This is a genomic window from Vibrio sp. B4-6 (assembly GCF_963888245.1).
In the GTDB taxonomy this organism is placed as follows: Bacteria; Pseudomonadota; Gammaproteobacteria; order Enterobacterales; family Vibrionaceae; genus Vibrio; species Vibrio anguillarum.
Window position 1 is genome coordinate 143,342 of sequence record NZ_CAWPIM010000033.1, and the last position, 21,444, is coordinate 164,785.

Consider the following 21,444-nt stretch of genomic DNA (forward strand, 5'->3'; position numbering starts at 1 on the left):
ATTAAATGCGTTTATTGAGGTAAAAATTGGGTCCCGATACTTTCGCCCGCAAACAATTTGCTGAGCTTATCTGGGTAACGCCATGTCGCCACTTCAATCGGGCGACCTAAATCATTTGCCGCTTCCAGCGCCGCTTTCACTTTGACAATCATGCCATCCGTGATCACTTTGCCTTTAATGAGCGCATTGGCCTGCTGCTCAGTGAGGCTCGACAACAAATGGCCTTTGCCATCCAGCACACCGCTCACATCGGAAAGCAGAACGAGCTCTGCGTCCAATGCGCCAGCCACTGCAACGGCTGCTTGATCGGCGTTGACATTCATCATTTGGCCATCAGCAGTCAGGCCAATCGAGCTGATAATAGGCAAACCACCAGCGGCTAAAATCGCTTGCACGATTTGTGAATCACCAGGAGAAGCCTTGCCCACTGCGCCGAGTTCTGGATCCAACTCTTCGACTTTGCATAGCCCGCCATCAGCGAGCGATAAACCAACCGCATTTAAGCCATCTTTAATCGCTTGCCCTTGCAGCATTTTGTTGGCTGTCCCAGCCAGCGCGCCTGCAATCAGCGGAATTTGGTCATAAGGCGTGACACGCAAACCTTCTTTCTTCACGGTTTTTAGTTGTAATTTCGCCATCAGGTCATCGACGAGATAACCGCCCCCGTGCACGATGACAATTCGTCGCTGAGCTTGGGCTTGATACAGTGCGATTGCGCCAAACAGTTTGCTTAGCGTTTCAGAACAAGACAGCGCCGCGCCGCCTAACTTAATCACTAATGGATTTTGCTTTGTATCTGTCATATTTAACCCTTACGCTTGGTGCGTTACACCAAAGCCGTTAGCTCAGAAAAACCGTAATGAATATTTAAACACTGCATCGCTTGGCTCGATGCCCCCTTTAATAAATTATCGATCGCGGACACGACGATAATATGCTCACCTTGCACTCGCCAACCGAGGTCGCAAAATGGCGTAAATTCAACATCTTTGATGCTCGGCAAGGTTGATTTGAGCCGAACCGCTGGTTTGTTAGCGTACGCCGTCTCAAAAGCATGGCTGACTTGTTGCTCTGAAACACCCGATGCAAGCTTCATCGTCACGGTGGCCAAAATACCGCGTTTGAAATTCCCTAAGTGAGGCGTAAAAATCACATCACATCCTAAATGGGCGACGATTTCAGGTTGGTGGCGATGAGTAAACACGCCGTATGGCTGTAAGCTCACTTCACAAAAACTGTTGGTTAATGTCGCTTTTCTGCCCGCGCCGGTGACACCGCTGGTGGCATTAATCACCGGCCATTGAGTTGTATCTAACAAACCCGCTTCAACCAAAGGCTTTATCGCAAGTTGCGATGCGGTTGGATAGCAACCTGCAACGGCGATCAATTGGCTCTGCTTAATTGCCTCACAATTCCATTCCGCCAGTCCATAAACCGCGTTTTCTAACCATTTAGGGTGTTGATGTTTAAAACCATAGTAATTTTGGTAAAAATCATCACCTTTGACGCGAAAAGCACCAGAAAGGTCGAAAACTTGACAATTTTGCGCAAGAAAAATAGGCGCGAGATCATGGCTCACCTCATGAGCCGTAGCTAAAAACACCACATCACATTGGCTTGCAACGCTCACCGGATCCATTAATGGTTGTACCTGCATATCGACAATACCGGAGAGTTTGCCATGCAGCTCAGCCATTGGTTTTCCAGCATCTAGGCTATTGGCGGAAACGTATAAACCTGATAGCGTGAGTTGTGGGTGTTTTTGCACCATATACGCCAACTCAGCGCCGGTATAACCGCTAGCTCCGATAATTGTGGTTTTTAACATCTCGTGACATCCAATTTCAAAGTAAAAAAGATAATCTAAAAATGACTATAAATTTCAAAAAAGACACTTAACCCGGTTTTTTATTCACACAAAGTGATTTAATATGTGTTTTACCTTCTCGCAATTACTCTGTCAATACTAGGAGCAAAGATAATATGCAATTACCCAGCTTTCTTGAGGTTTACCAAGGCCTGATTTCGACCTCTTCCATCAGCTCCACAGATGCTCGTTGGGACGAAGGTAACCAGAATGTGATTGATAAATTGGCAAGCTGGTTTTCCAGCTTAGGGTTTGTAGTCGACACCATTGAAGTCGCGCCGGGAAAATACAATTTAGTGGCGAAGAAAGGTTGCGGCGAAGGTGGCCTACTGCTCGCGGGGCACAGTGATACCGTTCCATTTGACGAAGGACGTTGGAATTTTGAACCACACGCGTTAACGCAAGCCAATGATCGTTTCTATGGCTTAGGCACGGCAGACATGAAAGGCTTTTTTGCTTTTATCTACGAAGCGGTGAAAAAAGTCGATTGGAGTAAACAGACTAAACCGCTGTATATGTTGGCTACCTGTGATGAAGAAACCACTATGCTCGGCGCGCGTCATTTCACTGAACATGCACCATTTCAACCGGATTACTGCATTATTGGTGAGCCGACTAGCCTTGTGCCCATCCGCGGCCATAAAGGCCACGTAGCCAACGCTATTCGAGTGACAGGAAAATCGGGCCACTCGTCTGATCCAGCTCTGGGCGTAAATGCCATCGAAATCATGCATGAAGTGCTGTTCGCGTTAATGCAACTGCGCGACAAATTGATCAAAGAGTACCATCACCCAGGCTTTGCCATTCCTCACCCCACTTTAAACCTCGGCCATATCCACGGTGGCGATAGTCCAAACCGCATTTGTGGCTGCTGCGAATTGCATTACGATGTGCGCCCGCTGCCCGGCATGAGTCTAGATGGGCTCGATAACTTGCTGCGCAATGCACTGAATGAAGTCAGTGCAAAATGGCCCGGCCGCATTGAGATTACCGCGCTGCATGATGCGATTCCGGGTTATGAATGTCAGCATGATCACCCCTTTATTGGCAACATTGAAGAGATTTGCAATACCGCTTCACAAACCGTGAATTACTGTACTGAAGCACCGTTCTTACAACAATTATGCCCAACACTGGTACTCGGCCCGGGTTCGATCGATCAAGCGCATCAACCGGATGAATTCCTAGCGTTTGAATTTATTGATCCAACCATCTCGATTTTGTCCAAAGCAATGTATAAATACTGCTTCTAGCCTACCAAGCTTACTCAAGCGATAAATGCCTGACAGCTTTTCTACGGTCGGGCATTTTTGTAATAAAATTTCAGTAATTTACGCCAATTATTCACCAAATGATCACGTTCAATAACATTCAGCAATAATCGTAAAAATAGTCGGCTTTATTTGACTCTACAGGGATCTTTTCGCTAGATTGTGTACTTAGCAAGGAACAATGGATGTAATTTTTTTACAAGGCAGGATGACAATGAACGAAAAATACGCTGCGCTCAAAAGTAACGTGAGCATGCTTGGCCGTTTGCTGGGCAACACCATTCAGGACGCCCATGGTGACGTTATCTTAGAGAAAGTGGAAACCATCCGAAAACTTTCAAAATCAGCCCGTAATGGCAATCAAGCCGACCGAGACAGCTTGGTTGAAGAGATCAAAAACCTTCCCAACGAACAGCTCACCCCGGTAGCGCGGGCATTCAACCAATTTCTTAACTTAACCAACATGGCCGAGCAGTACCACACCATTTCACGTCACTGTGAAGAACATGTGTGTGAGCCTGATGCGATTAATTTACTGTTTACTAAACTGAATCAAAATAAAATCAGTAAATTGGATGCTGCTCAAGCGGTACGCGATCTCAATATCGAGTTAGTGCTAACGGCTCACCCAACCGAAATTACACGCCGCACGATGATCAACAAGCTGGTGAAAATTAACGAGTGTCTCTCCAAGCTTGAACTCAGTGACCTTTCATTTAAAGAGCGCCAAAAAACCGAACGCCGTTTAGAACAGTTGATCGCGCAAAGCTGGCATTCAGATGTGATTCGTAAGCAGCGCCCTACGCCACTGGATGAAGCAAAATGGGGCTTTGCGGTGGTGGAAAATTCTCTATGGCAAGCCGTGCCTGATTTTCTTCGTGAATTTGATGAGCACCTCACCAACTACTTAGGTGAAGGGCTACCAATTGATGCACGCCCTGTGCATTTTTCTTCGTGGATGGGCGGCGACCGTGATGGTAACCCCTTTGTGACTCATAAAATCACCCGTGAAGTAATGCTGCTTTCTCGATGGAAAGCGGCCGATCTCTACCTAGGTGATATCAATGAGCTGGTCAGCGAATTGTCGATGACCAAATGCAGTGACGCGCTACGCGATTTGGCTGGCATAGATGAACACGAACCTTATCGCGCCATTCTCAAACGCCTGCGTGAACTACTCAGCGAAACACTGGAAGTGTTAGATGCCAAGATCAATGGCCAACAACTGGCACGCAAAGCACCACTGCAAAATATCGCACAGTTGTGGGAACCGCTTTATGCCTGCTACCAATCTTTACATCAATGCGGCATGGGCGTCATTGCCGATGGCTCGCTGCTTGATACTCTGCGCCGGATTAAAGCGTTTGGTGTGCATCTTGTACGTTTGGACATTCGCCAAGAGAGCACTCGTCACTCTGATGTGATCTCCGAGCTCACCCGTTATTTAGGCATTGGTGATTATGACCAGTGGAGCGAGCAAGACAAAATTGCGTTTCTCACCAATGAGTTGAGCTCAAAACGTCCTTTGTTACCTCGTGACTGGCAGCCTTCAGAAGCGGTACAAGAGGTGATCGACACCTGTAAAATCGTTGCTTCTCAGCCTCGCGAAGCCTTTGGTGCTTATGTGATTTCGATGGCTCGTACCGCATCAGATGTACTTGCCGTACATCTATTGTTGCAAGAGTGTGGCTGCCCTTATCGCATGGACGTTTGTCCACTGTTCGAAACTTTGGATGATTTAAACAACGCAGAAACGGTGATCCGCCAGCTAATGGGCATTGATCTCTATCGTGGCTTTATTCAAAACCACCAGATGGTGATGATTGGTTACTCTGATTCCGCTAAAGATGCAGGTGTAATGTCCGCCGGTTGGGCGCAATACAGCGCAATGGAAGCTTTGGTTAATGTCAGTGAAGAGGCCGGAATTGAACTGACACTATTCCATGGACGTGGCGGCACCATTGGTCGCGGGGGCGCTCCAGCACATGCGGCACTGCTTTCACAACCACCCAAAAGCTTAAAAGGTGGCTTGCGTGTGACGGAGCAAGGCGAAATGATCCGCTTTAAACTTGGTCTACCAGAAGTAGCGGTCAATAGTTTTACGATGTACGCCAGCGCCATTTTAGAAGCGAACCTGCTGCCACCACCAGAGCCAAAACAAGATTGGCGCGACTTAATGGAGGTATTGTCTGAAGTCTCTTGCGAAGCGTATCGCCATATTGTTCGCGGCGAGCCGGACTTTGTCCCGTACTTCCGCCAAGCAACGCCAGAGCTAGAGCTGGGTAAATTACCGCTCGGTTCACGTCCGGCTAAACGCAACCCTAATGGTGGGGTCGAAAGCTTACGTGCAATCCCGTGGATCTTCTCTTGGAGCCAAAACCGCCTCGTGCTACCAGCCTGGCTAGGTGCGGGAGAAGCAATTCAGTTTTCTATCGATAAAGGACACCAAGCACTGCTGGAAGAGATGTGCCGTGAATGGCCATTTTTCTCAACGCGTTTAGGCATGCTAGAGATGGTTTACTCCAAGTGCAACATTGAAATCTCACGCTATTACGATGAACGCTTAGTCGATGAATCGTTACGCCCGCTCGGTGAGCGTTTGCGTTCTCAATTACAGAAAGACATCAAAGCGGTGTTAAATGTAGAAAACAATGAGAACTTGATGCAAAGCGATCCTTGGGGTCAAGAGTCAATCCGTTTGCGCAATATCTATGTTGAGCCATTAAATATGCTGCAAGCAGAGCTGTTGTACCGCACTCGCAAAACCGAAACCGCACCAGCAGAGTTAGAAGAAGCCTTAATGGTGACTATCGCGGGTATTGCAGCAGGAATGCGTAACACAGGCTAAGTAACAGCATTTTGTTTCACAAACTAGCTAAAAGGCCGCCTCTGTGCGGCTTTTTATTTTAAATCACAAAAATTATTGAGCATATTATCAGTTTTTTAAGCTAAACTAACAAAGTATTCTACTTTATGCTTATTATTTAGATATACTACTGCTCCTCTGCGGTAGCATACAAACATAACAAATCGCAGGTCGATATGCGTCACGCATATAATCCTAGGTGATAAACGGCTTTTTAAGGTGACACAACCCACTCCGTCAATAGAACGGTGGGTGTTGCTTAAACTCATTCATGATTGATGCCATCAGAAGCACAACACGAGTTTGAGCAAGTTGTTTTTGAGTTTATTAACCATTTGGATTAAAGACATGTCATTACCACACGTTATCCTCACTGTTTTGAGCACTCGCGATGCCACAGGGTACGACATCACAAAAGAGTTCTCTTCGAGCATTGGCTATTTTTGGAAAGCCAGCCACCAACAAGTTTACCGCGAACTGAATAAAATGGGTCAACAAGGCCTAGTCACTTGTGTATTAGAACCGCAAGATGGCAAGCCAGATCGTAAAGTTTACTCCATCACCGATGCAGGTCGCAGCGCTTTAGGTGAATGGTTTGACCAACCTACAGCTCACCCAACCGTACGTGATGAATTTAGCGCTAAATTGATCGCTTGCTCGGTACAACCAGCAACACCTTACCGAATTCAACTGGGTGAATTAGTTGAAGAATCGAAAAAACTGGTTGCTCACTACAAAGAGATTGAGTCTGCGTACTATGCAACACCAGCTACTCTCGATAAGCTACAGCGCCTTGAGCGTCTAACACTACGCCGCAACCTACTGGTTCGCCAAGCGTGGGTTGATTGGGCTGAAGAAGTGCTTGCTGAACTCGATGCAATGGCTTAATGCCAACCATAAAAAAGGGTGATGCTCTGTGAGCATCACCCTTTTTGTTTTCCGCGACCAAATCAAATACCATCACCGGCAATGAAACTTTGAGAACGGCCATTAAATTGTTGGTCCATATCTAACGAAGGCTTATCGGTTTGCGGACGACCGACAATTTTGGCTGGCACTCCAGCGACGGTAGTGTGCGGAGGCACCGCTTGCAATACCACCGAACAAGAACCAATTTTCGCCCCTTCGCCCACTTCAATATTACCGAGAATTTTGGCACCCGCGCCAATCATCACGCCTTCACGAATTTTCGGGTGGCGATCGCCGCACTCTTTACCCGTTCCGCCTAGCGTTACATCTTGTAAAATAGAGACATCATTCTCCACCACCGCGGTTTCACCGATCACAATGCCCGTAGCATGGTCAAGCATGATGCCGCGACCAATACGTGCAGCAGGATGGATGTCCACTTGGCAAGCTACCGAGATTTGGTTTTGAAAATAGGTAGCCAACGCCACTCGACCTTGCTTCCATAACCAGTTCGCGACGCGATAGCCTTGTAAGGCATGGTAGCCCTTGAGATAAAGTAGAGGCATTGAAAACATAGATACCGCGGGGTCACGATTGACAGTCGCGCAGATGTCACACGCCGCCGCTTCCATAATGCTGGGGTCTGCGGCAAATGCCTCTTCGACCACTTCACGCACCGCCATCGCTGGCATTGAGGCCGTATTCAGCTTATTGGCAAGAATGTAGCTCAAGGCCGAGCTTAAACTATCATGCTTAATAATAGTGGCATGATAAAAACTAGCCAGCATCGGTTCTTGTTCTGACTGCTCGCGCGCCTCTTTGACTATGGCTTGCCACACTTTGAGTTTTTCGCAATGTTTCATCGTTGGTTGATCACCCTTCCTCATCCAATCTCTAGAGCGTCAATGTAGATTGCTAATAGGCTTTGTGCCTAATCATGAGCAATGAATTAGCGTTCTGCTTTTTTATCACGAGCCAGCAAATCTTGTGCTGCAACACGCGCATCTTTTCCTTGATACAGCACTTGATAGATTTGATCAACTATTGGCATTTCAACCTCCATGCGCGCCGCTAATAACCACACCTCTTTGGTGTTGCGATAACCTTCAACCACTTGGCCAATTTCTTGCTGCGCCGTATCCACATCTTTTCCTTGTCCCAGCGCCAAACCAAAGCGGCGGTTACGTGATTGGTTATCGGTGCAAGTGAGTACTAAGTCACCCAATCCGGCCATCCCCATAAAGGTTTCAGGCTGAGCACCTAACGCTGCACCCAAACGGCACATTTCGGCCAGACCGCGCGTAATCAATGCAGTACGCGCATTCGCACCAAAGCCAATCCCATCGGACATGCCAGCGCCAATCGCAATCACGTTTTTAACCGCACCACCTAGCTGCATGCCAATAAAATCACTATTGGCGTAAACGCGGAAAGTTTTGCTGCAGTGAATTTTGCCTTGCAGATCTTCGACAAACTGCGCGTCAGGCGAAGCAACAGAAATTGCGGTAGGCATTCCCATCGCCAACTCTTTAGCAAAAGTCGGCCCAGATAACACTGCCAATGAATAGCGCTCGCCAATGGTGTCATAGGCCACATCCATCAGTAACCGGCCCGTTTCAGGTTCAAGCCCTTTGGTTGCCCAACAAATACGGGAATCATCACGTAAGTGAGGCTTTAAACTATTCATAACAAGGCCAAATACGTGGCTCGGAACTACAACCAACAAATCGCGGCTCGCTTGTACCGCTTTTTTCAAATCGGTTTCCACAATCAGCGAATCGGGAAAATCAATACCGGGTAAAAATTCTTGGTTAGCACGATCAGCGTCAAGACGAGCCATATGCTTAGCATCGTGTCCCCAAAGGACAACATTAGCACCGTTACGTGCTAAAGAAATCGCCAGAGATGTGCCGTAAGAACCCGCACCAACTACTGTCATGGTGATCGCTTTACCGTAAATACTGTTAGGATCTGTCATTGTTTCGTCCATTGCTATTCGTGTTGTCATGTTATACCTAAATTCCTTCCGATACAGCTTTCAATACGGAGTAACAAGGAACGGAGGTATTGGCATTCGAAATAAACAAAAAATGCACAACGCACCATCATTATCTGGGATGCTTTGTGCATTTTTTATCATCAAAGTCTGACGTGGAACGCCAACGTTAATGATCTCACGTCATTAACGATTAAGCTTCTGCTTGCTCGCCTTGAGTCGCTTGTTGTTGTAGGTAGTTCATGAACAATGCATCAAAGTTCACTGGTGCAAGGTTAAGTTGTGGGAATGTCCCTTTAACAACTAAGCTAGAAATCGTTTCACGTGCATATGGGAACAGAATGTTCGGGCAGAATGCACCTAAACAATGGGCAAGTTGACCCGCTTCCATTTTTTCAGCAGTAAAAATACCACCTTGTTGCACTTCGCATAAGAACGCGATTTCTTCCGCGTTTTTCACTGTCACTGTTAGGCGTAATACGACTTCATACACACCTTCACCCAGATCACGACTTTGAGTGTCAAGATCCAACTTCACATCTGGATTCCACTCTTTTTGGAACATAACAGGTGAGTTTGGCGCTTCAAAAGAGACATCTTTTAGAAAGATACGTTGAATTGCGAAATTTTGTTGTGCGGCTTCAGCCATGATTAAATCCTTAAATACTTACAAATTCAGTGTTGCTTTTAGACTAACCGAGCTGATTTCGAATGACTAGATGAGCTCACGATTACGTGGAAAACATCACAACTCTTAGCATCAAATGCTGGCTTTTCAGCCAGCACACTCAGTTCAAGATAACCGCGATCAGTGAATTATTTATTGCCACGAACCAATGGCAAGTTCGCTTCATTCCAAGCTACAAGACCATTTTTCAGTAAATTCACATTCTCAAACCCAGCTTTGGCAAGCAGGTTGGCACTCTCTTGCGCGGTTTGACCCGTTTTACATACCACAATGATTGGGTCAGACTTGTGCTTTTCAAGGCTAGCCAAGTTACCGGATTTAATATCTGACGGTAAAATGTGAACCGCATCGGTAATATGGCCTTTTTTAAATTCATCTTTCGTGCGGATATCGACAACAACACCGTTTTCACGATTCATTAAAAGCGTCGTTTGTGAAGCGGTGATCTCTTTATAGGCTGCCGTGGTTGATTTCACGATGCTCATGATTAAGGCGACGAGAATACCTACCCATGCCAAAGATAGAATCATATTGTGTTGGAAAAATTCGATGTACTCTTGCATATTCTGTGCTCTTGCAATGTGGGCTTAAAATCAGACAAGGAGTATAACGAGGTTGTCAGCCAGACGCGAGGGCTTACATTGCATAATAAGAAACTGTTGCCGTTTTTCAGCGCGCTCATCGCACTACAAGCGCGCAATCCACATCAGCTTAAAAGCTTAAGCTATCGGAAAAGGAAAAGCCGTCACGTTATCAATATGATCTTGGCCTAACGCCAGCATAATCAAGCGATCAATACCAAGCGCTACTCCTGAACATTCAGGTAAGCCAGCCTCTAACGCTGCTATCAAGTGGTAATCAATCGGCTGTTCGACCAGCCCCATCGTTTTACGCTTTTGGTTATCCGCTTCAAAACGAGCCAGTTGCTCTTGTGGGTTGTCCAGCTCATGAAAACCATTCGCAAGTTCAATCCCTTTGAAATAGACCTCAAAGCGATCCGCAACACGATGATCTTGCGGGTTAATCTTAGCTAGTGCCGCTTGTGATGCAGGAAAATCGTAAACAAAAACGGGTACCTGTTGACCAATTTCCGCCTCAACACCGACACTAAATAGCAGTTGCAGTAAGGTATCTCTATCCTCTTCTGGCTCAGCAATGTCACTTAGACCTAATCGGCTCGCAGCCGCTTTTAACTCGTTCATTGAGCCTTCTAACGGACAAACCCCAAGTACCTGTAAAAATGCTTGTTGGTAGCTCATCTTCTGCGCCGCTCCACACTGCAAAATAAGTTGCAGCAATTGATCCATCTCATCCATTAAATCATGGTGAGTAAAACCAACCCGATACCACTCTAACATCGTAAATTCTGGGTTGTGATAGCGGCCATTTTCCTCGTTGCGAAACGCTTTATTGATCTGATAAATCGAACCACTCCCCGCCGCCAAAAGTCGTTTCATATGAAACTCTGGGCTGGTCATTAAATAAAGTTGACGGCCATCAGCATACCCTGGGCCAACAAATTGGGTTTGGAAGGTTTGCAAATGAATGTCGGTTACCGTGGCATGACTCATGGCTGGTGTATCGACTTCCAATACATCTCGTAGTTCAAAGAAATGGCGAATCTGCTTGAGTAACTGAGCACGCTGTTTGAGTTGTGGTATTGATGCGGTTGGCATCCAGTTTTTTCTATTCATGTTCTGGCACACATAAGTTTGGATGATATGAATTTTACTGACTTAAAGCGCAATTCCAAATTCTAACGTGATTATTATCACACAAAGAAAAATAAGTATGCTCGCGCTTGCACTTCCGAAGCAAAAACCTAACAGAATCAATTTTTTCCTTACACAGCTCTTCTACACTACCCGTACCACTTAAGGCTTACGAACCTTTAACTATAACAAGCGGATTTTCCGCATCACACACCGGAGGATAACTGTGCAAATTATCACCACAGATATCGCAGTCATCGGCGCAGGCGGCGCTGGTCTTCGCACTGCAATTGCAGCCGCTGAAGCAAACCCTGATTTAGAAGTTGCTCTGATTTCTAAAGTTTATCCTATGCGATCTCATACGGTTGCAGCGGAAGGAGGCTCAGCAGCAGTTATCAAGGAAGAAGATAGCCTTGACAACCACTTCAACGATACCGTTGGTGGTGGAGATTGGCTATGTGAACAGGATGTTGTTGAATATTTTGTGGCCAACTCGACCCGCGAGATGGTGCAAATGGAACAGTGGGGTTGCCCATGGAGCCGTAAAGAAAATGGCGAAGTAAACGTACGCCGTTTTGGTGGCATGAAAGTCGAACGTACTTGGTTTGCGGCTGACAAAACAGGCTTCCACATGCTTCACACCCTCTTCCAAACTTCAATGAAGTACCCACAAATCAATCGATTTGATGAGTATTTCGTGGTGGATCTACTTGTTGAAGATGGCGAAGTTCAAGGGCTTATCGCGATTCATATGTCCGAAGGTGAGCTAGTAACCATCAAAGCAAAATCTGTAGTATTAGCCACTGGTGGCGCGGGCCGTGTGTACCACTGCAACACCAACGGCGGCATTGTAACCGGCGATGGTATGGCGATGGCTTATCGTCATGGCGTCCCTCTACGCGATATGGAGTTCGTGCAATACCACCCAACTGGCCTACCTGGCACGGGTATTTTGATGACGGAAGGCTGCCGCGGTGAAGGTGGCATCATCGTCAATAAAAATGGCTATCGTTATCTGCAAGATTACGGTATGGGCCCAGAAACTCCGGTGGGTCAGCCTAAAAACAAATACATGGAACTCGGTCCTCGCGACAAAGTTTCTCAAGCTTTCTGGCATGAACAACAGAAAGGCAACACCATCAAACATCCGCTTGGTGATGTGGTGCTGCTTGATCTTCGCCACCTCGGTGAAGAGTACTTACAAGAGCGTTTGCCGTTTATCTGCGAATTGGCGAAAGCTTACGTCAACGTTGATCCAGCAAAAGAGCCGATCCCAATTCGTCCAACCGTACACTACACCATGGGTGGTATCGAAACGGATGGACAATGTGAAACGCGCATCAAAGGTCTGTTTGCTGTCGGCGAATGTGCCTCGGTTGGCTTGCATGGTGCAAACCGTTTGGGTTCTAACTCGTTAGCTGAATTTGTGGTTTTTGGCCGCGTTGCGGGTGAAAGTGCAGTGAAACGCGCAGCGGAATTCAAAGGTTGGAACGATGAATCTATCGCCAAACAAGTCAAAGCCGTAGAAGAGCGTATTGCAGCGTTAATGAACCAAGAAGGTGATGAAAACTGGGCCACCATTCGCACTGAGATGGGTCACACCATGGAAGCGGGTTGTGGTATCTACCGCCAAGAAGATTTAATGCAAGCGACGATTGATAAAATCACCGAGCTAAAAGCACGCTACAAGAACATTAGCATTAAAGATAAAGGCAAAGTGTTCAACACCGACCTTCTGTACGCTATCGAAGTCGGTTATGGCCTTGAAGTGGCTGAAGCTATGGTTCACTCAGCTATCTTGCGTAAAGAATCTCGCGGTGCGCATCAGCGTTTAGACGAAGGTTGTACTGAGCGTGATGATGTGAACTACCTCAAGCACTCTTTAGCTTTCTATCAACCTGATGCTGCTCCAAGTATCGACTACAGCGCAGTTAAGATCACGAAATCTCAGCCGAAAGCTCGTCTCTATGGTGAAGCGGCAGAACAGGCTGCCGCTGCGGAAAAAGCGGCAGAAGAGAAAAGCGCAGAGGAGCAAAAATAATGTCAGCAAATCGCATTCAAAAAGTAGACATTTTGCGCTACGACCCAGAAAAAGACGCTAAACCACGCCTGCAAGCGTTTGAAGTTCCCTTTGATGACACCATGTCAGTGCTCGACGCGATTGGCTACATCAAAGATAACCTCGATAAGGATCTCTCTTATCGCTGGTCTTGCCGTATGGCGATCTGCGGTTCGTGTGGTGTGATGGTCAATGGCGTACCTAAATTGGCTTGTAAAAGCTTCCTGCGCGATTACCCCAATGGCGTGAAGATTGAACCTTTAGCCAACTTCCCAATTGAAAAAGATTTGATCGTGGATATGACTTCGTTTATCGAGCGTCTTGAAGCCATTAAACCCTACATCATTGGCAACGATCGCAAACCTGAAGATGGCACCAACTTACAAACGCCAGAGCAAATGGCCAAATACAAACAATTTGCTGGTTGTATTAACTGCGGTCTTTGCTACGCGGCCTGCCCTCAGTTCGGTTTGAACCCTGAGTTTATTGGCCCCGCAGCATTAACCCTTGCTCACCGCTACAACTTAGATAGCCGTGACCATGGTAAAGCCGAGCGTATGAAGCTCATCAATGGTGATAACGGTGCTTGGGGTTGTACCTTTGTTGGTTACTGCTCTGAAGTGTGTCCAAAACACGTTGATCCAGCAGCAGCCGTCAACCAAGGCAAAGTTGAGTCTTCAATGGACTTCGTGATTGCCATGCTAAAACCTGACGGTTCACCAAAGAAAGTGGAGGGATAAGGATGAGTAACCGTAAACCTTACGTTCGTGAAATGACACGTACTTGGTGGAAAGATCACCCATTCTACCGCTTCTACATGTTGCGTGAAGCCACGGTACTGCCACTGATATTCTTTACCTTATTCCTTACCTTTGGCTTGGGCTGCTTGGTTAAAGGCCCTGAAGCATGGGAAGGCTGGCTAAGCTTTATGGCAAACCCAATTGTGGTCGCAATCAATATTGTCGCGTTAGCGGGGAGTTTGCTGCATGCACAAACCTTCTTTAGCATGATGCCACAAGTGATGCCAATCCGCTTGAAAGGTAAGCTAATCGACAAGAAAATCATCGTCTTAACTCAGTGGGCAGCGGTTGCGTTTATCTCACTGATTGTTCTCATCGTGGTGTAGGAGCTTATAGTCATGAACAACAATTATAAGGTAAATCGCACGCCAAAACGTTCTGATGAACCTATCTGGTGGGGGCTGTTTGGTGCCGGTGGAACATGGTTTGCGATGATTACCCCGATCACCATTCTCGTGTTGGGTATTTTAGCACCATTAGGCATTATCGATGCTGAAGCAATGAGTTATGAACGCGTTTCGAGTTTTGCAACTAGCATCATCGGCGCGCTGTTCATCATCGGCACATTAGCTTTACCGATGTGGCATGCCATGCACCGTGTCCACCACGGTATGCATGACCTAAAATTCCACACCGGTTTAGTGGGTAAAATCGCTTGTTATGCGTTTGCTGGGCTGATTTCCGCGCTCGCTGTCGTTTTTATCTTTATGATTTAAAGATGGAAAAGTGATGACATCAAAGAGCTGCCTCGGCAGCTCTTTTTTATTACGGCACTCACTCAGCTTTGGAGCAATAAAAAAGGCCGCTTACCGAGCGACCTTCTTACTTACTTTGAGGTGATTATTTGACTCGACCTACGTATTCGCCAGAGCGGGTATCCACTTTGATCACTTCACCGATAGAGATGAACAGTGGCACACGTACCACAGCACCTGTGACCAACGTAGCGGGTTTACCACCCGTACCTTGCGTATCGCCTTTCAAGCCTGGATCAGTTTCAGCCACTTCAAGTTCAACAAAGTTTGGTGGCGTTACCGCAATTGGGTTGCCGTTCCAAAGCGTCAACATGCAAGTGTTGTTTTCCACTAGCCATTTTGCGCTTTCACCCACCGCTTTATTATCCGCCGCAATTTGCTCGAATGTTTCATTATTCATAAAGTGGTAGAATTCGCCGTCGTTATAGAGATAATCAAGATCGATATCCATTACGTCAGCCGTTTCTACTGAATCACCTGACTTAAATGTTTTTTCCAACACTTTGCCAGAAAGAAGTTTACGGATTTTGACACGGTTGAAGGCTTGGCCTTTACCTGGTTTCACATATTCATTTTCGAGAATGACACAAGGCTCATTATCAAGCATAATTTTGAGACCGCCTTTAAATTCATTCGTGCTAACAGTAGCCATTTTTTCCTCTTACCATTCTTCGAGTTAAATTCAATGCCGCATATAATAACCCGAAAACTTGATTCTGTTGAGCAAAACTGGCTTCAACAATTAACGAATGCGATCTCAAACCCTGCCAAGCTTCTCCAGCAGTTAGAGATTGATCCTGCCCTTTGGCAAAACGGGTTTGCCGCACGCAAACTCTTCGCACTACGAGTGCCACAAAGTTTTGTCGATCGCATGGAAAAAGGAAACCCTTACGATCCCCTGTTGCGTCAAGTTTTACCACTCAATGAAGAGTTTGAATGGCATGATGGGTACTCAAATGATCCGCTTGATGAGCAAAACAATGCCATTCCGGGATTGCTGCATAAATACCGCAACCGAGTGCTAATGATAGTCAAAGGTGGTTGTGCAATTAACTGCCGTTACTGCTTTCGTCGTCATTTCCCCTACCAAGAGAATAAAGGCTCAAAGCAGGTGTGGCAGCAAAGTGTCGACTATATTGCCGCGCATCCCGAACTCAATGAGGTCATTTTATCGGGCGGTGATCCGTTAATGGCAAAAGATGAAGAACTGCGTTGGCTCATCGATGCAATCAGCAGCGTGCCTCATATTAAACGGTTGCGTATTCACTCGCGCTTGCCCGTGGTGATCCCCGCTCGAATCACCAATGCATTGTGTGATCTGCTGCGTGAAACTCGCTTACAAGTCATTTTGGTGACGCACATTAACCATGCCAATGAAATCAATCTAGAATTCAAACAGCAGATGAGTCGTCTGCGCGCCATCAATGTTACCTTACTCAACCAAGGTGTATTGTTAAAAGGTGTTAATGATAGCGTTGACGCGCAAGTCGCGCTCAGCGAAACGTTATTTGATGCAGGAATCTTGCCTTACTACTTGCATGTGCTGGATAAAGTGCAAGGCGCAGCGCACTTTTTTGTTAGTGATCAAAAAGCAAAAGAAATAATGGCAGGTGTCATTGAGCGAGTCTCGGGCTATCTTGTTGCTAAGCTAACTCGAGAAATCGGTGGCAGAGCCAGTAAAACGCCACTCGATCTGCATCTTGAGTAATTACAGAACTTCAAAAGAGCGGTTCGGTGTCAATCAACGAACTCTTACCTTCATACTTTTGGGAAAACCATCATGCAATCTCTCGGACAATTTCTTGATCTTAGTCCATTCAGTTGGTCTGCATTATTGTGCTGTGCTATCAATGGGTTACTGATTGGCGTTGAACGCCAAACCCGTGGTAAACCGGTGGGCATTCGCACATCAATATTAATTATCTCAGGGACTTATCTCTTTCTAGCGATGGCAGTATCACTGTCCCCTAACACCTTAGATCAAGCTCGCGTGCTTGGACAAATTATTACTGGGGTTGGTTTTTTAGGCGCAGGCGTGATGATGACTCAAGATGGGAAAATCCATGGCGTCACCTCGGCCGCTGTTATTTGGGTACTGGCATCACTGGGATTGATGATCGGTCTTGGTTACTTACAGCAATCCATCATTATCACGGTATTAGCATTGTGTGTGTTGTATGGCGTGGATAAGGTGGAAAATAGCTTTCAAAGTTTGCGCCGTGGTGTTCATCAACGCTTTCGTCGTCGTACATAAGGTAAAAAAAAGAGCAGCTTGATGCTGTAATGCCGATCAGTTAAGACTTTAATCGGCAGATCAGTTGAATGATCCTACCTTTATGTAAAAATCCGATAGACCTTGTTTATCGGATTTTTTATGCACGTTTCTCAAGCCCTCGATATCATCAACAGTTATAAACCCAATCAAGTTGAAACACTCGCAGACCTCTTGCCCATTGAGCTCATCAATAGTGCTTATGAGCTTACTGATACCGTTACTCTAAGAAAACGAAAGCTCACTTTAGAGTCGATGGCATGGTTACTGGTTGGCATGGCTATCTATAACGATAAATCCATGGCTGACATTGTAAACATGCTCGATATTGTTGACCGCACAGGTAAGCCATTTGTTGCTCCAAGTGCATTAACACAGCGAAGAAAAAACCTTGGTGAGTCAGCCGCTAAAGCGCTCTTTGAGTGTACGCAAAGTCATTGGTTCAAACAGGCTAACTTACCAAACTGGAACGGACTTACGTTACTGGGTGTTGATGGGGTTTTATGGCGAACAGAAGACTCAAAAGATAACGCTGAAGCGTTTGCTAAGCCCACTAATCGGGATGGTAAAGAAACACAGTATCCACAGGTGCGCATGGTCTGTCAGATGGAGCTGAGCAGTCATTTAATCACAGGCAGTGCTTTTGACTCTTATACCGTCAATGAAATGAAGCTGGCAGAGCAGCTTATCGAAACGACCCCCGATAACAGCTTAACGCTCTTCGACAAAGGCTTTTACTCCCTAGGTTTACTTCAAACATGGAGCTCGCACGGCATCAATCGCCATTGGCTTATCCCGATGAAAAAAGGGCTGATTTATGAAGTCGTTCAGTCTTTTGGCCGACAAGATAAACTGATAAAACTAAAGAGTAATCCGCAAGCGCGTAAGAAATGGCCAGAGCTAGAAAAAGAGGTTGTGGTACGTTTAATCACGAGAGTCAAAGAGGGTAAGCAATACGATGTTCTCACCTCAATGGTTGACCCTATGCTTTATCCCAAATCAGATATAGTCGGTTTATATGAATACCGTTGGGAAATTGAACTGGGGTACCGAGAGCAAAAACAATACATGCTTGGTAACCGCCTTACACTGCGAAGCCGACTCCCAGAGCTCGTGAGACAAGAGCTCTGGGGAATACTACTGACATACAACTTAGTCAGATATCAAATGGTGCAGATGTGTAATACGTTGAATGGAGACTACTTGCCATACCAACTTAGCTTCAATGGAGCGTTAGCCCACATCATGCGCCTAATAGTGGGGCTTCCCTACTCGTCACCGGGAGCCATACCGAGGCAACTCCAAAACTTCTATGCAATGAGTGGGAGCTTAATACTTGAGCCAAGGCGAGAAAGAGCCTTCCCTAGAGTCGTGAAGAAAAAGCCAAGCCGATACCCTAGAAAATACAATGCCGCTCACCTTAAGTGAACGGCATTACAGCTTGATGCTGCTCTTTCGATTTCAATTCATCGGCTATTTAGCAAAGTTGATGATAGGAAAACACTTAAAGAAACCGTTATCCGCACAGTTAATTAGACCAACCTGAACACCTTCAATTTTTGTGGTTTTGTTGAACAAACCCACTTGCACTTTCGATGTATCAGAGAAGTTTGCTGCACCAACATCAACCATGGTATTACCTTCAGAGTAGTTCACTAGACTGACGTTAGCACCTTGTACATTGTTGGTCAGATTCACTACACCCACGTTAGCACCCACGGTTTGCCCTGTATTCCAGTTTAACAAACCGAGTGAAGCACCAGTCATCTCTTGATTGACTTTCGATGCCCCTAAAAGACCTAAATTTACACCCGTCGTAGAGTCAGTTTCAGATAATCCAACAACGGCGAGATCTAAGCCTTTAACTTCATTCACTTTACCGTAAAGAGCCGCAACACGAACACCTGATACCGCATTTTCATCCGGCGCATTGAAGTTATTGATGGAAGAAAACATAACTGGAGTGCCAGCCATCGCAACAGAAGAAGATAACGCAGCCACTACGGCTAGTGCTGAAAGTACTTTTTTCATAAAGATCTCCATTGACCAATGAAACCGTTAATATTGGGTTTGTTCACGCTATTTCACTCACATCATCACCAAATTGTGATCAGTGAAGAGACGAAGTCTAGAAGAGTCGGATCACTCAAACGTCAGGATTGAGCTAATTATGCGAAAAAAAAACCGGAGGCAAGCTCCGGTTTCTTATTGAGAGAGGATGATTACATCATCCCTCCCATACCGCCCATGCTGCCCATATCAGGCATTGCCGCTTCTTTCTTCGGTAGCTCAGTCACCATAGCTTCTGTGGTGATCATAAGGCCCGCGACTGAAGCTGCGAACTGTAGCGCACTACGAGTCACTTTGGTTGGATCCAAAATACCCATATCGATCATATCGCCATATTCACCCGTCGCAGCGTTGTAACCATAGTTACCTTCACCAGCGCGAACATTGTTAGCCACAACAGAATCCTCTTCGCCCGCGTTTTTCACGATTTGACGAATTGGTGCTTCCATCGCACGTAGTGCAACACGAATACCTACGTTTTGCTCTTCGTTGTCACCTTCAAGGCCCGCAACTTTAGAAGCCGCACGGATCAGTGCAACACCACCACCCGCAACCACGCCTTCTTCAACGGCTGCGCGAGTTGCATGCAGTGCATCTTCTACGCGATCTTTCTTCTCTTTCATTTCAACTTCAGTGGTTGCACCGACTTTGATCACTGCAACGCCACCTGCCAGTTTGGCCACGCGCTCTTGTAGTTTTTCTTTGTCGTAATCTGAAGTTGCGTCTTCAATTTGTTGACGAATTCGTGCAACGCGACCTTTAATGGCTTGCTCTTCACCTGCACCATCAATGATGGTGGTGTTTTCTTTAGTGATAGAGATGCGCTTCGCTTGACCCAAATATTCTAGTGTCACTTTTTCAAGCTCAAGACCGATCTCTTCAGAAATCACAGTACCGCCCGTTAGGGTAGCAATGTCTTGTAGCATCGCTTTACGGCGATCACCAAAACCAGGTGCTTTCACGGCAGCAACTTTTACAATGCCACGCATGTTGTTCACAACCAGCGTCGCCAATGCTTCACCTTCAACATCTTCCGCCACAATCAGTAGTGGACGAGAAGCTTTTGCTACCGCTTCAAGTGCAGGAAGCAGTTCGCGAATGTTAGAAATTTTCTTATCAACCAATAGGATGAATGGGCTATCTAGATCAACACTGCCCGCTTCTTGGTTATTAATGAAGTAAGGAGATAGGTAACCACGATCAAACTGCATACCTTCCACTACATCGAGTTCATCTTGCAGTGCTTGACCTTCTTCAACAGTGATAACGCCATCTCGGCCCACTTTTTCCATCGCTTCAGCAATGATGTTACCCACGCTTGAATCCGAGTTCGCAGAAATAGTACCCACTTGCGCAATCGCTTTAGTGTCTGAACAAGGTACTGAAAGCTCTTTCAACGCTTCAACCGCCGCCACGACAGCTTTGTCGATGCCACGCTTAAGATCCATTGGGTTCATACCCGCTGCTACAGCTTTCAAGCCTTCAGTGATGATCGCTTGCGCTAATACCGTTGCGGTTGTCGTTCCGTCACCCGCTGCATCGTTAGCTTGAGAAGCAACTTCTTTCACCATTTGTGCACCCATGTTCTGGAATTTGTCTTCCAGTTCAATTTCACGCGCAACAGTGACACCATCTTTGGTGATAATAGGTGAACCAAACGATTTATCTATCACAACGTTACGGCCTTTAGGGCCAAGGGTGACTTTTACTGCATCGGCTAGAATATTAACGCCTTCTAGCATTTTAATACGTGCATCGTTACCAAATTTAACGTCTTTAGCAGCCATCTTTAATTTCCTTTTCTAAATTCTGTTTTAATCAATCGTTTTTGAATCAGAGCAAAAATTACTCAATGCTTACTCGACAATCGCCATGATGTCGTTTTCAGACATAATGAGCACTTCTTTACCGTCGATCTTTTCCGTTTTAGTACCGTAGCTTTCTGCAAAAATAACCGTATCACCTACTTTGACATCCAGCGGTTGTACCGAACCATTTTCAAGGATTCGGCCTTTGCCTACTGCTAAGATGACGCCACGAGTCGACTTCTCTGCAGCGGAACCTGTTAGAACAATGCCACCAGCAGATTTAGATTCAACTTCTTGGCGTTCAACGATAACTCGGTCGTGTAATGGACGAATGTTCATCGGTCGTCTCTCCTGATTAGATTTTCCGTTAG

At 46.1% G+C, this 21,444-nt stretch carries 21 protein-coding genes; 10 read left to right on the forward strand and 11 right to left on the reverse strand.

What is annotated here, in order from left to right:
* Positions 1 to 11: 11 nt before the first annotated feature.
* Positions 12 to 803 carry an acetylglutamate kinase gene (argB, locus tag AACV20_RS10000; protein ID WP_094123885.1) on the reverse strand — a complete coding sequence of 264 codons (792 nt, stop codon included), beginning with the start codon at positions 801 to 803 and terminating at the stop codon, positions 12 to 14.
* A gap of 23 nt (positions 804 to 826) precedes the next feature.
* On the reverse strand, positions 827 to 1,828 hold the full coding sequence (gene argC, locus AACV20_RS10005) for an N-acetyl-gamma-glutamyl-phosphate reductase (protein WP_170907198.1): 1,002 nt from the start codon (positions 1,826 to 1,828) through the stop codon (positions 827 to 829).
* 155 nt (positions 1,829 to 1,983) lie between these two features.
* On the opposite strand from argC, the gene argE reads away from it, so the two are divergent.
* The 3 genes from argE to AACV20_RS10020 all read left to right on the forward strand — a co-directional run bounded on the left by argE (position 1,984) and on the right by AACV20_RS10020 (position 6,892).
* Positions 1,984 to 3,120, forward strand: a complete 1,137-nt coding sequence (gene argE / locus AACV20_RS10010; RefSeq protein WP_170907199.1) for an acetylornithine deacetylase — start codon at positions 1,984 to 1,986, stop codon at positions 3,118 to 3,120.
* Between the two features lie 232 nt (positions 3,121 to 3,352).
* Entirely contained in the window at positions 3,353 to 5,986 is a 2,634-nt protein-coding gene (ppc, locus tag AACV20_RS10015) for a phosphoenolpyruvate carboxylase (RefSeq protein WP_026027423.1), read from the forward strand.
* Positions 5,987 to 6,352: 366 nt separating this feature from the next.
* Positions 6,353 to 6,892, forward strand: coding sequence for a PadR family transcriptional regulator (locus tag AACV20_RS10020; protein ID WP_038149150.1), 540 nt, complete (start codon positions 6,353 to 6,355; stop codon positions 6,890 to 6,892).
* 62 nt (positions 6,893 to 6,954) lie between these two features.
* On the opposite strand, the gene cysE is transcribed toward AACV20_RS10020, so the two are convergent.
* The 5 genes from cysE to epmA form a co-directional block, all read right to left on the reverse strand.
* On the reverse strand, positions 6,955 to 7,776 hold the full coding sequence (gene cysE / locus AACV20_RS10025) for a serine O-acetyltransferase (protein WP_010317654.1): 822 nt from the start codon (positions 7,774 to 7,776) through the stop codon (positions 6,955 to 6,957).
* Positions 7,777 to 7,862: 86 nt separating this feature from the next.
* The gene (gpsA, locus tag AACV20_RS10030) at positions 7,863 to 8,921 is read right to left on the reverse strand and encodes an NAD(P)H-dependent glycerol-3-phosphate dehydrogenase (protein WP_017043209.1); all 1,059 of its coding nucleotides are present in this window, start codon (positions 8,919 to 8,921) and stop codon (positions 7,863 to 7,865) included.
* Between the two features lie 181 nt (positions 8,922 to 9,102).
* Complete coding sequence (gene secB / locus AACV20_RS10035) at positions 9,103 to 9,558, reverse strand: protein-export chaperone SecB (protein ID WP_094151734.1); 456 nt, start codon at positions 9,556 to 9,558, stop codon at positions 9,103 to 9,105.
* 167 nt (positions 9,559 to 9,725) lie between these two features.
* Positions 9,726 to 10,160, reverse strand: a complete 435-nt coding sequence (locus AACV20_RS10040; protein WP_010317649.1) for a rhodanese-like domain-containing protein — start codon at positions 10,158 to 10,160, stop codon at positions 9,726 to 9,728.
* A gap of 156 nt (positions 10,161 to 10,316) precedes the next feature.
* Entirely contained in the window at positions 10,317 to 11,291 is a 975-nt protein-coding gene (epmA, locus tag AACV20_RS10045) for an elongation factor P--(R)-beta-lysine ligase (protein ID WP_038169762.1), read from the reverse strand.
* A 244-nt stretch (positions 11,292 to 11,535) separates the two neighbouring features.
* Here epmA and frdA point away from each other — a divergent pair, with 244 nt between their 5' ends.
* From frdA to frdD, 4 genes are read left to right on the forward strand one after another with little or no spacing between them, the layout of a single operon-like run.
* Entirely contained in the window at positions 11,536 to 13,350 is a 1,815-nt protein-coding gene (gene frdA / locus AACV20_RS10050; protein WP_013855868.1) for a fumarate reductase (quinol) flavoprotein subunit, read from the forward strand.
* Positions 13,350 to 14,108 (forward strand): succinate dehydrogenase/fumarate reductase iron-sulfur subunit, encoded by a 759-nt coding sequence (locus AACV20_RS10055; RefSeq protein WP_017046770.1) that lies wholly within the window; start codon positions 13,350 to 13,352, stop codon positions 14,106 to 14,108. The genes frdA and AACV20_RS10055 overlap by 1 nt, the downstream gene beginning before the upstream one ends.
* A gap of 2 nt (positions 14,109 to 14,110) precedes the next feature.
* On the forward strand, positions 14,111 to 14,494 hold the full coding sequence (gene frdC / locus AACV20_RS10060) for a fumarate reductase subunit FrdC (RefSeq protein WP_017043204.1): 384 nt from the start codon (positions 14,111 to 14,113) through the stop codon (positions 14,492 to 14,494).
* A gap of 12 nt (positions 14,495 to 14,506) precedes the next feature.
* Positions 14,507 to 14,884 (forward strand): fumarate reductase subunit FrdD, encoded by a 378-nt coding sequence (gene frdD, locus AACV20_RS10065; RefSeq protein WP_010317640.1) that lies wholly within the window; start codon positions 14,507 to 14,509, stop codon positions 14,882 to 14,884.
* 124 nt (positions 14,885 to 15,008) lie between these two features.
* Here the strand turns inward: frdD and efp are convergent, their stop codons facing one another.
* A complete protein-coding gene (gene efp / locus AACV20_RS10070; protein WP_017043203.1) occupies positions 15,009 to 15,575 on the reverse strand; it encodes an elongation factor P in 567 nt (188 codons plus the stop codon).
* 33 nt (positions 15,576 to 15,608) lie between these two features.
* On the opposite strand from efp, the gene epmB reads away from it, so the two are divergent.
* The 3 genes from epmB (at position 15,609) to AACV20_RS10085 (ending at position 18,623) form a co-directional block, all read left to right on the forward strand.
* Positions 15,609 to 16,631: an EF-P beta-lysylation protein EpmB gene (gene epmB, locus AACV20_RS10075; protein ID WP_170907200.1), complete on the forward strand. Its 1,023-nt coding sequence runs from the start codon at positions 15,609 to 15,611 to the stop codon at positions 16,629 to 16,631.
* Between the two features lie 72 nt (positions 16,632 to 16,703).
* The gene (locus AACV20_RS10080) at positions 16,704 to 17,177 is read left to right on the forward strand and encodes an MgtC/SapB family protein (protein ID WP_013855863.1); all 474 of its coding nucleotides are present in this window, start codon (positions 16,704 to 16,706) and stop codon (positions 17,175 to 17,177) included.
* 120 nt (positions 17,178 to 17,297) lie between these two features.
* The gene (locus AACV20_RS10085) at positions 17,298 to 18,623 is read left to right on the forward strand and encodes an IS4 family transposase (protein WP_170907201.1); all 1,326 of its coding nucleotides are present in this window, start codon (positions 17,298 to 17,300) and stop codon (positions 18,621 to 18,623) included.
* Positions 18,624 to 18,668: 45 nt separating this feature from the next.
* Here AACV20_RS10085 and AACV20_RS10090 read toward each other — a convergent pair whose 3' ends face one another.
* From AACV20_RS10090 to AACV20_RS10100, 3 genes are all read right to left on the reverse strand, one after another.
* Complete coding sequence (locus AACV20_RS10090) at positions 18,669 to 19,226, reverse strand: VC2662 family protein (RefSeq protein ID WP_026027420.1); 558 nt, start codon at positions 19,224 to 19,226, stop codon at positions 18,669 to 18,671.
* Between the two features lie 191 nt (positions 19,227 to 19,417).
* Positions 19,418 to 21,052: a chaperonin GroEL gene (groL, locus tag AACV20_RS10095; protein WP_170907202.1), complete on the reverse strand. Its 1,635-nt coding sequence runs from the start codon at positions 21,050 to 21,052 to the stop codon at positions 19,418 to 19,420.
* Positions 21,053 to 21,121: 69 nt separating this feature from the next.
* Positions 21,122 to 21,412 carry a co-chaperone GroES gene (locus AACV20_RS10100; protein WP_010317634.1) on the reverse strand — a complete coding sequence of 97 codons (291 nt, stop codon included), beginning with the start codon at positions 21,410 to 21,412 and terminating at the stop codon, positions 21,122 to 21,124.
* Positions 21,413 to 21,444 lie beyond the last annotated feature (32 nt).

Excerpts from the sequence above, each read along its gene's own strand:
- argB (WP_094123885.1), bottom strand. The coding sequence starts at position 803 with ATGACAGATACAAAGCAAAATCCATTAGTGATTAAGTTAGGCGGCGCG.
- argC (WP_170907198.1), bottom strand. The coding sequence starts at position 1,828 with ATGTTAAAAACCACAATTATCGGAGCTAGCGGTTATACCGGCGCTGAG.
- argE (WP_170907199.1), top strand. The coding sequence starts at position 1,984 with ATGCAATTACCCAGCTTTCTTGAGGTTTACCAAGGCCTGATTTCGACC.
- ppc (WP_026027423.1), top strand. The coding sequence starts at position 3,353 with ATGAACGAAAAATACGCTGCGCTCAAAAGTAACGTGAGCATGCTTGGC.
- AACV20_RS10020 (WP_038149150.1), top strand. The coding sequence starts at position 6,353 with ATGTCATTACCACACGTTATCCTCACTGTTTTGAGCACTCGCGATGCC.
- cysE (WP_010317654.1), bottom strand. The coding sequence starts at position 7,776 with ATGAAACATTGCGAAAAACTCAAAGTGTGGCAAGCCATAGTCAAAGAG.
- gpsA (WP_017043209.1), bottom strand. The coding sequence starts at position 8,921 with ATGACAACACGAATAGCAATGGACGAAACAATGACAGATCCTAACAGT.
- secB (WP_094151734.1), bottom strand. The coding sequence starts at position 9,558 with ATGGCTGAAGCCGCACAACAAAATTTCGCAATTCAACGTATCTTTCTA.
- AACV20_RS10040 (WP_010317649.1), bottom strand. The coding sequence starts at position 10,160 with ATGCAAGAGTACATCGAATTTTTCCAACACAATATGATTCTATCTTTG.
- epmA (WP_038169762.1), bottom strand. The coding sequence starts at position 11,291 with ATGAATAGAAAAAACTGGATGCCAACCGCATCAATACCACAACTCAAA.
- AACV20_RS10055 (WP_017046770.1), top strand. The coding sequence starts at position 13,350 with ATGTCAGCAAATCGCATTCAAAAAGTAGACATTTTGCGCTACGACCCA.
- frdC (WP_017043204.1), top strand. The coding sequence starts at position 14,111 with ATGAGTAACCGTAAACCTTACGTTCGTGAAATGACACGTACTTGGTGG.
- frdD (WP_010317640.1), top strand. The coding sequence starts at position 14,507 with ATGAACAACAATTATAAGGTAAATCGCACGCCAAAACGTTCTGATGAA.
- efp (WP_017043203.1), bottom strand. The coding sequence starts at position 15,575 with ATGGCTACTGTTAGCACGAATGAATTTAAAGGCGGTCTCAAAATTATG.
- epmB (WP_170907200.1), top strand. The coding sequence starts at position 15,609 with ATGCCGCATATAATAACCCGAAAACTTGATTCTGTTGAGCAAAACTGG.
- AACV20_RS10080 (WP_013855863.1), top strand. The coding sequence starts at position 16,704 with ATGCAATCTCTCGGACAATTTCTTGATCTTAGTCCATTCAGTTGGTCT.
- AACV20_RS10085 (WP_170907201.1), top strand. The coding sequence starts at position 17,298 with ATGCACGTTTCTCAAGCCCTCGATATCATCAACAGTTATAAACCCAAT.
- AACV20_RS10090 (WP_026027420.1), bottom strand. The coding sequence starts at position 19,226 with ATGAAAAAAGTACTTTCAGCACTAGCCGTAGTGGCTGCGTTATCTTCT.
- groL (WP_170907202.1), bottom strand. The coding sequence starts at position 21,052 with ATGGCTGCTAAAGACGTTAAATTTGGTAACGATGCACGTATTAAAATG.
- AACV20_RS10100 (WP_010317634.1), bottom strand. The coding sequence starts at position 21,412 with ATGAACATTCGTCCATTACACGACCGAGTTATCGTTGAACGCCAAGAA.